This is a genomic window from Prochlorococcus sp. (assembly GCF_965655815.1).
Lineage (GTDB): Bacteria > Cyanobacteriota > Cyanobacteriia > PCC-6307 > Cyanobiaceae > Prochlorococcus_A > Prochlorococcus_A pastoris.
Genome location: NZ_CBFHHZ010000003.1, coordinates 17,873 through 30,091, shown reverse-complemented (window position 1 = coordinate 30,091; position 12,219 = coordinate 17,873). Strand labels below are relative to the sequence as shown.

Annotated in this window: 13 protein-coding genes; 7 read left to right on the top strand and 6 right to left on the bottom strand. The window is 30.5% G+C overall.

Annotation, left to right across the window (positions count from 1 at the left end):
* Nucleotides 1-82: 82 nt before the first annotated feature.
* Nucleotides 83-517, bottom strand: coding sequence for a GNAT family N-acetyltransferase (locus ACTF45_RS04985; RefSeq protein ID WP_288346633.1), 435 nt, complete (start codon nucleotides 515-517; stop codon nucleotides 83-85).
* A 94-nt stretch (nucleotides 518-611) separates the two neighbouring features.
* Between ACTF45_RS04985 and lysA the strand changes: the two genes are divergently transcribed.
* Genes lysA through ACTF45_RS04955 form a run of 6 tightly spaced genes read left to right on the top strand, consistent with a single transcriptional unit; the run spans nucleotide 612 to nucleotide 6,162 of the window.
* Nucleotides 612-1,985, top strand: coding sequence for a diaminopimelate decarboxylase (gene lysA / locus ACTF45_RS04980; RefSeq protein ID WP_438949473.1), 1,374 nt, complete (start codon nucleotides 612-614; stop codon nucleotides 1,983-1,985).
* Between the two features lie 28 nt (nucleotides 1,986-2,013).
* On the top strand, nucleotides 2,014-2,904 hold the full coding sequence (gene cdaA, locus ACTF45_RS04975; RefSeq protein ID WP_288346635.1) for a diadenylate cyclase CdaA: 891 nt from the start codon (nucleotides 2,014-2,016) through the stop codon (nucleotides 2,902-2,904).
* 3 nt (nucleotides 2,905-2,907) lie between these two features.
* Complete coding sequence (locus ACTF45_RS04970; protein WP_438949472.1) at nucleotides 2,908-3,729, top strand: isoprenyl transferase; 822 nt, start codon at nucleotides 2,908-2,910, stop codon at nucleotides 3,727-3,729.
* Entirely contained in the window at nucleotides 3,722-4,729 is a 1,008-nt protein-coding gene (bioB, locus tag ACTF45_RS04965) for a biotin synthase BioB (protein WP_288346637.1), read from the top strand. Before ACTF45_RS04970 ends, bioB begins: the two co-directional genes overlap by 8 nt.
* Nucleotides 4,726-5,658, top strand: coding sequence for an oxygen-dependent tRNA uridine(34) hydroxylase TrhO (trhO, locus tag ACTF45_RS04960; RefSeq protein ID WP_288346638.1), 933 nt, complete (start codon nucleotides 4,726-4,728; stop codon nucleotides 5,656-5,658). The genes bioB and trhO overlap by 4 nt, the downstream gene beginning before the upstream one ends.
* A gap of 12 nt (nucleotides 5,659-5,670) precedes the next feature.
* Nucleotides 5,671-6,162 (top strand): hypothetical protein, encoded by a 492-nt coding sequence (locus ACTF45_RS04955; RefSeq protein WP_288346639.1) that lies wholly within the window; start codon nucleotides 5,671-5,673, stop codon nucleotides 6,160-6,162.
* Nucleotides 6,163-6,168: 6 nt separating this feature from the next.
* Here the strand turns inward: ACTF45_RS04955 and lipA are convergent, their stop codons facing one another.
* Both lipA and recR read right to left on the bottom strand, forming a co-directional pair.
* The gene (gene lipA, locus ACTF45_RS04950) at nucleotides 6,169-7,068 is read right to left on the bottom strand and encodes a lipoyl synthase (RefSeq protein ID WP_288346640.1); all 900 of its coding nucleotides are present in this window, start codon (nucleotides 7,066-7,068) and stop codon (nucleotides 6,169-6,171) included.
* Nucleotides 7,069-7,070: 2 nt separating this feature from the next.
* Nucleotides 7,071-7,670 (bottom strand): recombination mediator RecR, encoded by a 600-nt coding sequence (gene recR / locus ACTF45_RS04945; protein WP_288346641.1) that lies wholly within the window; start codon nucleotides 7,668-7,670, stop codon nucleotides 7,071-7,073.
* A 105-nt stretch (nucleotides 7,671-7,775) separates the two neighbouring features.
* Between recR and psbP the strand changes: the two genes are divergently transcribed.
* Nucleotides 7,776-8,333 carry a photosystem II reaction center PsbP gene (gene psbP, locus ACTF45_RS04940; RefSeq protein ID WP_288346642.1) on the top strand — a complete coding sequence of 186 codons (558 nt, stop codon included), beginning with the start codon at nucleotides 7,776-7,778 and terminating at the stop codon, nucleotides 8,331-8,333.
* An 18-nt stretch (nucleotides 8,334-8,351) separates the two neighbouring features.
* Here psbP and ACTF45_RS04935 read toward each other — a convergent pair whose 3' ends face one another.
* Genes ACTF45_RS04935 through ACTF45_RS04925 form a run of 3 tightly spaced genes read right to left on the bottom strand, consistent with a single transcriptional unit; the run spans nucleotide 8,352 to nucleotide 12,201 of the window.
* Entirely contained in the window at nucleotides 8,352-10,124 is a 1,773-nt protein-coding gene (locus tag ACTF45_RS04935; protein ID WP_288346643.1) for an ABC transporter ATP-binding protein, read from the bottom strand.
* Between the two features lie 10 nt (nucleotides 10,125-10,134).
* A complete protein-coding gene (locus ACTF45_RS04930; protein ID WP_288346644.1) occupies nucleotides 10,135-10,413 on the bottom strand; it encodes a hypothetical protein in 279 nt (92 codons plus the stop codon).
* Nucleotides 10,414-10,422: 9 nt separating this feature from the next.
* The gene (locus ACTF45_RS04925; RefSeq protein ID WP_288346645.1) at nucleotides 10,423-12,201 is read right to left on the bottom strand and encodes a DEAD/DEAH box helicase; all 1,779 of its coding nucleotides are present in this window, start codon (nucleotides 12,199-12,201) and stop codon (nucleotides 10,423-10,425) included.
* Nucleotides 12,202-12,219 lie beyond the last annotated feature (18 nt).

The following is a 12,219-nucleotide window of genomic DNA, read 5'->3' as shown; positions in this document are numbered from 1 at the left end:
TTAATATTATTGATGATATAGCAGCTTATTAAAGTGATTTCAGGGATTCTGGTTATCCGCACAAAAGATTTTTAAATAATTATTATATGAATTTTTTTTCTTTCAAGACAGCATCAGCACCACTTTTATAATAGTTTTTTCTTCTTCCAACAGTTAAAAAATTAAATTTGCAATAAAAGATCTCAGCAATTGAATTAGTTTCCGAAACTTCCAACAGTAATTTTTTTATATTTAGTTTTTCACAATCTTTTATCAAATAGGTCATTAGTTGACTTCCATAACCTTTTCGACGAAATTTTTGTTTTATTGAAAAATAACTTATTTGAGCTTCATCAATTATTGTTTGAACTACATAAATTCCAATTATTTTCTTTTTTAATAATATTGCAACTACTTTAGTACCACTTTTATTAAACTCACTTTGCCATTGTTTTTTAGTCCATAAACAAATTGTAGCTGAATCTAATTCGTAACATAATTCAAATTCTTTTTGATCAATTTCTTTAATTGAGATCATCGAAGTAAATATTTTCTCTCTAAATATTTTTTTGATATTTAATTTATTATAAATGTTCTGAAAGTTGTAGAATGAATTTACGAGAGAGTTTCCCATGAATGTAAAAACATCATTCTTAAAAAATAAAATTAATGAAGATAGTCCCAATAAAAACATAGTTCCTGTCACAACGACCATTAACAGTGAAAATAAGTTATTTATTGGTCAATGTTCTTTGGAAGATTTAGTAAGAAAATACGATTCACCCCTTTATGTTTTGGATGAGATTACCTTAAGAAATTCCTGTAGAGCATATAAAAAAGCACTAGAAAAATATTATCCAGGACCATCACTTCCGATATATGCATCCAAGGCAAATAGTTCAATATTTATGAGTAATTTAATTGCATCAGAGGGTTTTGGGCTCGATGCAGTTTCAGAAGGAGAATTATTGACAGCTCTAAAAGGTGGAGTTCCTAATGAAAAAATTGTTTTTCATGGAAATAATAAATCTGATAAGGAAATTGAATTTGCGATAAAAAATAATATCAAAGTTATTGTAGATAACGACCATGATTTAAAAAGACTTGAAGAGATATCTAATTCCTTCATTCACGATATAGAGATAATGGTTAGATTTACACCTGGAATAGAATGCCATACACATGAATACATCAGAACAGGTTCTTTTGATAGTAAATTTGGATTTGGAATCGAATCACTAGGCAAGCTATTCAAAGTTATAAGTAAAACTAAACACATTAAATTAACAGGATTACATGCTCATATTGGTTCTCAGATTTTTGAACTAGATCCTCATAATGACCTTGGGAAAATAATGGTAGATGTCATTTTACAAGCTAAAGATTTTGGTCACAACATAAAAGAACTTAATGTAGGTGGTGGTCTAGGAATTAAATATACTGAGGAGGATGATCCTCCTTCTATTGATGAGTGGATTAAAACAGTATCATTATCTGTTGTAAAAGCCTGTGATAAAAATAATTTAAAATTACCAATTCTTATGTGTGAGCCGGGTAGGTCTATAGTTTCAACAGCAGGAGTAACTATATACAAAATCGGCTCATTTAAAAAAATCCCTGGGATAAGGACATACTTATCAGTGGATGGCGGTATGAGTGATAATCCCAGACCAATTACATATCAATCAAATTATTCAGCTTGTTTGGTAAATAACCCTTTAAATAGTAATGCCAAAAATAAATATACAGTTGCAGGAAAACATTGTGAATCTGGAGATGTATTATTTAAAGAACTTGAACTTGGTGATTGCAAAACAGGAGACTTGATATGTGTTTTTGGCACTGGTGCATATAATAATTCTATGAGTTCAAACTATAATAGAATTCCCAAACCTGCTGCTATTTTAGTTTGTAATGGAGAAGCAGAGATTATTCAGCAAAGAGAAAGTCCACATGATCTTCTAAAATATGATGTCCTTCCTGATCGCTTTATCAAACAAAGTTAGGTACATTTAATATAATTTAAATTTCGATGTGAATTTTTGGGGGTTTATAAACTTAAAACTTTTACTAGATGTACTATTTGCTCTAGGATTTGGTCTTTTATTATTTTCAAGAGTCAAAGAACAGCGAACGCTGTGGTTACTAAGAGGGTATTTATTATTAGTTTCTTTTGCCTGGTTTATTCAAAGATATGCTTATCTTCCTCTAACTTCAAAATTAATTGATGCAGTAGTACTTGCTTGCTCTCTATCTTTAGCAATCCTATGGCAGGGTGAACTTCGACGATTAATGGAATTACTTGGGACTGGAAGGCTAGCTGTATTACTAGGCAACCCACCTAAAGAATTCAGAGCAACATCTACGACAGTAAACCAATTAGTTGATGCTGCAGGAAAACTATCACAAAATAGAAAAGGAGCTTTGATAGTTGTAGATTTAGGAAGCGATTTAAGACCAGAAGATTTTTTATATTCAGGTATCAAGATTGAAGCAAAATTGTCTACAGATCTTTTAATAAATTTGTTTGCAACAGATACCCCCTTACATGATGGAGCAGTCTTAGTTAAAGGTAATAAAATAATTTCAGCGGGAGTAATATTACCTCTATCAAGGCAAGGTATTAGTAGATACGGAACAAGACATCTTGCCGCGTTGGGCATTACGGAAAGGTTTGACAGATGTATTTGTATTGTTGTCTCTGAAGAGACAGGCACTTTATCATTAGCTAATCAAGGAAAACTCGAGAGACCTATTACGAGCAGCAGATTACAAGAACTTCTCATAAAGTTAGTAGGAAATCAAAATATATCGGGTACTCCAAAATCATCTTCGAACAAAACCAATTCGTACCAAAAAACAAATACTAATGATACTATTACTGTTGAAAAGAAGTTAGACAAACAAAATACTATTCAAGATTAGTTTATGAGATTGAATAACTTACAATTAAAAAAAAATAATCTTAATTTATCGAATGAATTAGATAAGGAGAGAATTCCAGAACACATTGCAATAATTATGGATGGAAATGGGAGATGGGCTACAAAAAAAGGGTTACCTAGATCATTTGGGCATAATAAGGGTGTTAGTGTTCTAAAGGAAATTATTAAGGCATCTAAGAACATAGATTGTAAAGTTCTTACTGTTTATGCCTTTTCAACTGAGAATTGGAATAGACCCTCCAAAGAGGTTGATTTTCTTATAAATCTGTTTGAAAAAGTTTTGAAAAAAGAAATTTCTGAGATACATCAAGAATCAATAAAAATTAAGTTTATTGGAGATTTATCACCTCTTCCTAATTCATTAAAATTACTGATAAAGAGTTCAGAAGCTCTTACTAATAACAATAAAAAATTTACCTTGAATATTTGTATAAATTACGGAGGTAGGCAAGAAATAGTAAAAGCTGCTAAAGAAATAGCCATCAAATCTTCCCAAGGTAAAATAAAACTCAGTGACATCGATGAACAATTATTTAATTCAGAACTACTAACTAAGGGAAGCAAGGATCCTGAACTACTAATACGAACAAGTGGTGAAAAAAGGATTAGTAATTTTCTTTTATGGCAATTAGCTTATTCTGAAATTTATATTACTGATGTATTATGGCCAGATTTTACTGAGAGGGAATTTTTAAAAGCAATAATAGATTATCAATCGAGGAATAGGCGTTTTGGAGGTATAGAATCATTATCAAATGAATCTTTTGAAGATTCTTGCTATTCTTCCCTAAGTAAAAATGATTAATTCAGATAATCAAAAATTTAGCGAAATAAGATTTGATTGGGAAAGAGACGAGATTTTGGAAATTTTAAATTACCCATTAATAGATTTAATGTGGGAAGCTCAAATTATTCATAGAAGATTTAATCAATATAAAGTCCAACTAGCTTCTCTTTTCAGTGTAAAAACTGGCGGGTGTCAAGAGAACTGTTCTTACTGTAGCCAATCAATTTATAGCTCTAGTCAAATTAAGAGTCACCCTCAATTTGAAGTTGAAGCTGTTTTAAATAGAGCTAAAACAGCAAAAAAAGAAGGTGCTGATAGATTTTGTATGGGTTGGGCTTGGAGAGAAATTAGAGACGGCAAACCTTTCAACTCAATGATAGAAATGGTTAAAGGTGTAAAAGAACTTGGAATGGAGGCATGTGTAACTGCAGGGATGCTCACAGATGAGCAGGCCTTGAAACTTGCCGATGCCGGGCTAACCGCATACAACCATAATCTCGATACAAGTCCTGAATACTATAAAAATATTATTACGACAAGAACTTATCAGGATAGATTAGACACTATTAAAAGAGTAAGAAATGCAGGTATAAATGTATGTTGCGGAGGAATTATAGGTTTAGGAGAAAATAATGGAGATAGAGCATCTCTTTTAGAAGTCCTCTCAAACATGAATCCTCACCCTGAAAGTGTCCCAATCAATTCTCTGGTAGCCATAGAAGGAACAGGTTTGGAGGGGGGGAAAGAAATTGATTCTATTGAGATGATAAGAATGATCGCTACTGCTCGAATTCTTATGCCAAAAAGCAAAATAAGATTAAGTGCTGGAAGGGAGAACTTAACTAAAGAAGCTCAGATTCTTTGTTTTCAATGCGGAGCAAACTCTATTTTTTATGGAGATGAATTATTGACAACCTCAAATCCATCTTTTCAGGATGATAGAAAACTACTTAAGGATGTAGGAGTTTTATTTAATAAAGATTTTGAATATTGTGATAAAACTGTTTCTACAGTATGAGTAATAATATTTACAAGATAGTTTCGCTCTATTCTTTCTTCTCATTTCAAGAAAATTCAATAATTGAACTGAAAGAAAAATTATTTAGTATCGAGAAAAACAATGATCTTTCAGGCCTATTAATAATTGCGAGAGAGGGTCTAAACGGAACCATTTGTTCTGAAGAAGGCATTATTGAAAATATCCTAAAGTTAATCAAAAACATTGTTGGGAATAACAAATTAAACATTAAAGTAAGTTATTCAAAAAAGAAGATTTTCAAAAAATTAAAAATAAAAATTAAAGATGAAATAGTAACTATGGGTGTCCCAGAAATAAATCCATCAAAAGATTCCGGAACTTATATTGATTCATTTCATTGGAATAAATTAATTAAAGATAGAAATACAATCGTAGTTGATACTAGAAATCATTATGAAGTATCTATAGGAAGTTTTAAAAAGTCAATCAATCCAAATACAGATAACTTTAGCGAGTTTCCTGAGTGGGTGGATAATAATTTAGGGAAATATTTAGGCGACGATGATTCTAAAAATATAGCTATGTTTTGTACTGGAGGTATTAGATGTGAAAAAGCTACTAGCTTATTAAAAAAGAAAGGTTACAAAAACATCTTCCATTTACAAGGCGGGATACTTAAATACCTCGAAGACATGTCAAAGGAAGAAAGCCTGTTTGAAGGAGAATGTTTTGTTTTTGATAAAAGAGTGGCTTTAGATCACGAACTAAAAAAAGGTTCATACTCAATTTGTCATGCATGTGGGATGCCAATTTCTATAGAAGATCAAAAGAATAAGGAATACCGAGAAGGTATTCAATGTCATTATTGTGTAAACAAATTCAGTGACAATGATAGAAAAAGATTTGAAGAAAGGCAAAAGCAAATAAATAAATACAAAGAGAAGAAATCAAAAGTTTATAAGGATTAATTCATAATAATTATGAGAGTTGAAGAATTACAAAATATTGCATTTTCCTTAGGCCTTGTTATAAAAATACAAGTGAGAGAAACTCTTGGATTATGTTTTTTTAAAATTGTTATTGCCGAACAAAAAGATAATATCGTAAAGATTTGGGGAGAGATGAAAGGTTGGACTTACTTTAATAAGCAGGGTATTCAACTTGATACATTAAGGATCCTGAGTGACTCTCCACCTTTTGTTTCAGAATTAATATGGGCATCTACCATGGCTTGGGCAATCGAAATGAAATTTAGTAAAAAAGCACGATTGTTAGCCATTTATGATACCGAAGGATATAGTAAAAAACTTGTCAGATACTTTAATATTATAGGATTTAAAGTTGTAAAAGAAGTTGGCTCTAGTCCAATTGACCTTTTCTTAAGATTAATTTGGGGCGGAGCGGGAACACTAATGAAAGGAGACTGTTCTTATGTATTAAACAAAATGAAAGAAAAACTTTCTTTCAATTGAAAAAGTTTAACCAGCGTGATAACTACTTCTAACTAAAGGGCCACAAGATACTTTTTTAAACTCTAATTTCTTACAAAAACTTTTTAGGTATTCAAACTCCTTTGGTTCCCAATATTTCTTAACTGATAAATGCTTCAATGAAGGTCTTAGATATTGTCCAATTGTAATTTGATCACAATCCACTTTTTTAAGATCAAGAATCGTAGTTTCTATTTCTTCTAACGTTTCTCCTAAACCCAACATTATTCCTGATTTTGTTTGAATATTAGGAGCAATAGACTTTGCTTTTTCTAATAAGCCTATTGAATTTTTATAATTAGCACCTCTTCGAACTTCTTTTTGAAGCCTTTCCACTGTCTCAAGATTATGATTAAAACAAATTGGCCTTTGTTCTAGAATTTTTTTAAGTCTATCTTTTTGAAGTTTATCTTTATCTTCAAAAGATTTTCCACCTCCCCATAAATCAGGGGTAAGAACTTCAATTTGAATTTTTGGGTCAATTTTTCTAATCTGATTAATCGTAGAGACAAATAAATTTGCTCCATGGTCGGGGAGGTCATCTCTGGCTACTGATGTAAGTACTACATATTTTAAATTTAGAATTTTCACCGCTTCTGCTACTTGAATACTTTCATATTTGTTTAATTCACTTGGTTTACCTTTGCTTACCTGACAAAAAGCGCAAGCACGAGAACAAATTGATCCACCAAGTAAAAAAGTAGCAGTCCCTGAGGCATAACATTCGGCCCTATTAGGACATCTCCCTTCTTCACAAATTGTATGTATATTTGACTTTTTAATGAGCCTTTGCATTTTCTCAAATTCTGAAGCTTTACTAATAGGGAATTTTATCCAAGAAGGAAGCCTTAAAATTTTTTCTACTTTAATCTGATTCTTATTTTCCATTTTTAAATTAAATTTGTTCTTCCTTCTAAGGCTCTCGCTAAAGTAACTTCGTCAACATATTCAAGTTCGCTCCCCATAGGAAGACCATAAGCAATTCTAGTAACCTTAGTAAAAGGAGTTAGTAATTTTCCAATATAAAGGCTTGTAGTATCGCCCTCAACACTTGGAGTAAGTGCCAGTATTATTTCTTCAATGTCTGATTTACTTACTCTCTCAACTAAACTTCTGATCTCTAACAATTCTGGACTAATTGAATCCATAGGAGAAATTAAACCTCCAATAACATGGTAAGTCCCTTTAAACTCCCTTGATCGTTCTAAAGCGAGTAAATCTTTAGTTTCTGCTACTACACAAATTATTTTTTGATTCCTCTCAGTATTTCTGCATATTTCACATTCTTCTTCTGAAGTTAAATTAAAACATTTTTTGCAATAGCCAACATTACTACGTGCTTCTAATAATGATTTAGAAAAATCTCTAATACTACTTTCAGGTTGTTTTAAAACAAATAATGCTAATCTTTGAGCTGTTCTTGGACCTATTCCTGGAAATTTCTCAAAATGAGCAATTAATTTTGAAAGTGGTTTAGTAAATGTTATCAAGATTAAATTTCTTCTAGAAACAATTTAGACGCATTTTTTGTAATTGGATTTATTTGTTTGCTTTTAATGTCTTATTATATTTTTAGTTAATAATTTCTAACAACAATGAAAAATATGAAAATTAACCCTTTTAAAAATTTATTATTAATAATTTTATGTTTTGCATTAAGTGCCTGCAGTGGAGGAATCAATGCAGGATTAGAGGCTTATCAGAGTCCCGATGGAAGATATGCCTTTTTATATCCAACAGGTTGGACAAGAGTAAAAGTAGATGGGGGGCCTGAAATTATTTATCACGATCTAATTAATAGTAATGAAACTTTAAGTTTGGTGATTTCAGATGTAAATAAAGAAGTCGAATTAGAGCAATTAGGGGATCCAAAAGAAGTTGGACAAACATTAATAACTAAGGTCATTGCGCCTGAGGGTTCAGGAAGATCAGTAAAACTTATTGATGCAAACAAAAGAGAAGCATCTAATCATATTTTTTATGATCTAGAGTATGAATTAAATCTTAATGATCAAGATAGGCATGAACTTGCGACTGTCGTAATCGACAGAGGAACTTTATATACTTTTGCCGTCGGAACAAATGAAGAGAGATGGAATAAAGTTGATGGTATGTTTACTAATGTTATAGAATCTTTTAACTTCTTAATTTAGTTTTTGAAAAGATATTTTCTAAATACCTACTTGAACATTCCATAAATCTGAATACACGTTCTTGTTATTTAGCAACAGCTCATGTTTCCCGCTCTCAATAATTTTGCCCTTATCTATAACAATAATATTATCAGCGTTTTTAATAGTACTTAATCTATGAGCTATAACTATAGTTGTTCTTTCCTTAGTTATTTTAGATAATGATTTCTGAATTAAAACCTCTGTCTCATTATCCACTGAAGCAGTAGCCTCATCTAAGATCAATATAGGTGCATCTTTTAAAACAGCTCTCGCTAAAGCAATTCTCTGTCGTTGTCCTCCTGAAAGTTTTTGTCCCCTTTCCCCAACGATTGTTTTATAACCATCCGGTAATTGTTCAATAAATTTATGAGCTTCAGCAATTTTAGATGCTTTTACAATATCTTTAATTCTTGGACTAGTTGCCCCATAGGCAATATTTTCCTCAACAGTTCCATGAAATAAATAAGTTTCTTGACTTACTAGAGAAATACATTTTCTTAAATCTTTTAAATTAATATCCTTTATTGGAATGTTATCCAAAGATATTAAACCCTTATTGGTATCATAAATTCTAAGAAGAAGTTTAATAATTGTACTTTTGCCAGAACCAGTTAATCCAACAATTCCTAATGTAGAGTTATTATGAATTTCAAAATTTATGTTCTTTAATGTTGATTCTCTACCTGGATAATTAAAATTTACATTTTGAAAACTAACATTACCTTTTATCTCTTTAGAGCCAATTTTTATTTTGCCATCTTTTATTTTTATAGGGGTATCTATAAGATCTATTACTCTATTTATTGATGCCATTGAGCGTTGAAAATCATCTAAAACATGACCTAGAGTAGTTAAAGGCCATAACAACCTTTGAGTAATAAAGACTAAAAAACTATATGTTCCAACATTAAGGACCTTATTCCAGGTTTGAAAACCTCCAATAAGTAAAATTGCTATAAAAGCAAATAAAATAGCAAATCTTATTAGTGGAATAAAAGCAGATGATAATTTTATTGCTGCTTTATTACTTCTTTGATATGCAAGGCTTTCTTTATTTAATCTATTAAGCTCCCAATTCTCTTTAGTAAAGCTCTTTATCGTAAGTATTCCACTTAAATTATTATTTAATCTTGAAGCCAAAAGACCTGCTTTATTCCTGACATCTTTATATTTTGGAGAGAGCTTTCTTTGGAATCTTATTGATCCAAGAAATATTAAAGGGATAGGTAAGAAAGCAAATAATGCGATTTTGGGCGCAACAAAGATCATTGTCCCCCCAATAATTAAAACCGTAATAAATAATTGAATAAGTTGATTAGCGCCTTGATCAAGAAACCTCTCGAGTTGATTTACATCATCATTTAATATCGAAAGTAGTCTTCCCGTATTATCGTTTTCAAAGAAAGCCATATCTAGTTCTTGAATATGCTTATAAGCCTTAATTCTCAATTTATGTTGTGATATTTGGGCTAAATTTCTCCATAAAACTGAGTATAAATATTCAAAGAAAGATTCTGCTGACCACACTATCCCAGAAGCAAATGCAAGAAATATTAATTGGTTTGGCACTTCCTTTATCCCTAAACTAGCAATCCAAGAATTCTGTTCTTTTACTACAATATCTACAGCAAGCCCAATAATTACTGGAGGAGCTAAATCTAAGATTTTATTTATTATTGAACTTAAAAAAGCAAATAAAAGTAGACTCCTTTCCTCTCTTAAATTTAGATAAAGCCTAAATATAGGATTTTTATTATTTATAAATCTCATTGTTGTTTTATTATAATTTAAATTTTTTCTTAGTTTCTAACTTACATTCATTAATTGAATGTTGATGACTAGTACCTTTTCTAAATTTTTCTAAGTAGCAATTACAAGTATCTTTAGCAATTTCTTCGTCATAATTTAAATTCGCTTTTAACATTTCCAACTTAAAACTTTCAATACAAAACAAATTTATAATTGAATTATTTTTTGTATCTGCTAAATATTCAGAATTTAAAAATCCGAACAAAAGAAAAAAACTTCCTAGAACAAAATGTTTTGTAATAGAACCCATGATCCAAAATTAATTCCTTATTCTTAAATTTTTTAGTTTTTTCCTAACTTCACCATGTAAATCTCTTGGTAAATCTACCAAGCTGTACTCATTAAATATTTGTATCTTTCCAATCGATCTTCCATTAATATTTGTAGACGTACAAATAGAAGAAATAATATTTGCTACTCTAACTCTGTCCATTTTTCCAAAATTAAATTTATAGGTTTCAAAAGAATCATTTTGATAATTATTTCTTCTATTTGTATTTCTCATACGATTATTTCCATTTCTATTTGATCTATTACGATCAGAATTATTTTGTCTATAAAGCCAAGACTCGTCTTCGTTAATAAAGAAAGATTTATTACCTATTGCTAAATTAATAGCTGCCATTGCTATATTTGAATCTTCCATAGAATGCTTTTCTCTTAGGGTATCCAGAATATCGATCATCAAAGCTTTTTTTTCTTCATTATTTTCCTGATCTAAAGAACTTTCATTCAAATTTGTAATTAATTTACCCATTCTTTTTTCATTAATTATTTTATTATTAGGTATCTCAATTTCTTCTATTTTATTTCTTGTTGAATTTTCTAAATTCCTAAGAAAATGTTTTTCTCTTTGATTTACAAATAAAATTGCTTCCCCAGACCTACCTGCCCTCCCTGTTCTACCGATTCTATGAGTATATGTTTCCTTATCAAAAGGAAAATCGTAATTAATAACAAGTTTAATCCTTTCAACATCTAGGCCTCTAGCAGCGACATCAGTGGCAACAAGAATATCAATAAATCCTTTTTTTAATCTATCAACTGTATTTTCTCTTTGACTTTGTGGGATGTCACCATTAAGAACAGCTACACTATGACCTGAGTTTTCTAGAGCTTCCGCAATTGAGGTAGTAAGTAATTTAGTCCTCACAAATATTATTACTCCTTCATTCGTTATTTCTAATATTCTTTTTAGAGCATCTAACTTATGGTGCCTTTGAACATTAATATATTTTTGAGTAATTAATTGAGTTTCTTGTTTAACGCTTTTAATGAGTATTTCAGCTGGTTCATTTAGATATTTTTTTGCTATGTTTCTTATCTCATTTGGCATTGTTGCAGAGAACAAAACCATTTGTTTATTTTCTGGAAGTTTATCTATAATCCATTCAATATCTTCAAGAAATCCCATTTTTAACATTTCATCTGCTTCATCAAGAACAAGACAACTTATGTTATTGATCTTAAAAGTTCCTTGTCTTATATGATCCATTATTCTTCCAGGAGTTCCAACGACAATGTCTGTCTTTCTTTTAAGTGATGAGATTTGATTCCTAAAATCAGTTCCTCCATATATTGCTAATGTCCTTAAATTAGTTGATTCAGCACTATAACTTTTAAAAGAATCTGCTACTTGAGTAGCCAACTCTCTTGTTGGGGTCATAACCAAAACCTTAGCGTTTGATTCTTTATTATTTTCAAGCTTTTCTATTAATGGGAGAGCAAAGGCTGCTGTTTTACCTGTACCAGTCTGAGCTTGTCCTAACAAATCTCTTCCAAGCATTAATTCTGGAATTGCTGCTTTTTGTATAGGTGTAGGAGTTTTATATCCTTTACTTTCTAATGAATTTAATATTAATTTATTAAACCCAAAGCAAGCAAATCCATTATCAATATCCTCTTCTTTAAAAGAAATTTCATCTTCTGTAACTTCTAATTTTTGTTCTGATTGAATTGAAGGATTATTAGAAATATTTTCTACCCCCAAATTATCGTCATTTTTTTCTACTAATTGATTGTCTTTATTTGAAGCCATTAAAATGCCTGATTATCT

What these genes read in the sequence shown, in the direction of transcription:
- ACTF45_RS04930 (WP_288346644.1), bottom strand. Translation starts at nt 10,413, where the DNA reads ATGGGTTCTATTACAAAACATTTTGTTCTAGGAAGTTTTTTTCTTTTG.
- ACTF45_RS04985 (WP_288346633.1), bottom strand. Translation starts at nt 517, where the DNA reads ATGATCTCAATTAAAGAAATTGATCAAAAAGAATTTGAATTATGTTAC.
- lipA (WP_288346640.1), bottom strand. Translation starts at nt 7,068, where the DNA reads ATGGAAAATAAGAATCAGATTAAAGTAGAAAAAATTTTAAGGCTTCCT.
- ACTF45_RS04935 (WP_288346643.1), bottom strand. Translation starts at nt 10,124, where the DNA reads ATGAGATTTATAAATAATAAAAATCCTATATTTAGGCTTTATCTAAAT.
- bioB (WP_288346637.1), top strand. Translation starts at nt 3,722, where the DNA reads ATGATTAATTCAGATAATCAAAAATTTAGCGAAATAAGATTTGATTGG.
- lysA (WP_438949473.1), top strand. Translation starts at nt 612, where the DNA reads ATGAATGTAAAAACATCATTCTTAAAAAATAAAATTAATGAAGATAGT.
- trhO (WP_288346638.1), top strand. Translation starts at nt 4,726, where the DNA reads ATGAGTAATAATATTTACAAGATAGTTTCGCTCTATTCTTTCTTCTCA.
- ACTF45_RS04970 (WP_438949472.1), top strand. Translation starts at nt 2,908, where the DNA reads ATGAGATTGAATAACTTACAATTAAAAAAAAATAATCTTAATTTATCG.
- ACTF45_RS04925 (WP_288346645.1), bottom strand. Translation starts at nt 12,201, where the DNA reads ATGGCTTCAAATAAAGACAATCAATTAGTAGAAAAAAATGACGATAAT.
- ACTF45_RS04955 (WP_288346639.1), top strand. Translation starts at nt 5,671, where the DNA reads ATGAGAGTTGAAGAATTACAAAATATTGCATTTTCCTTAGGCCTTGTT.
- psbP (WP_288346642.1), top strand. Translation starts at nt 7,776, where the DNA reads ATGAAAAATATGAAAATTAACCCTTTTAAAAATTTATTATTAATAATT.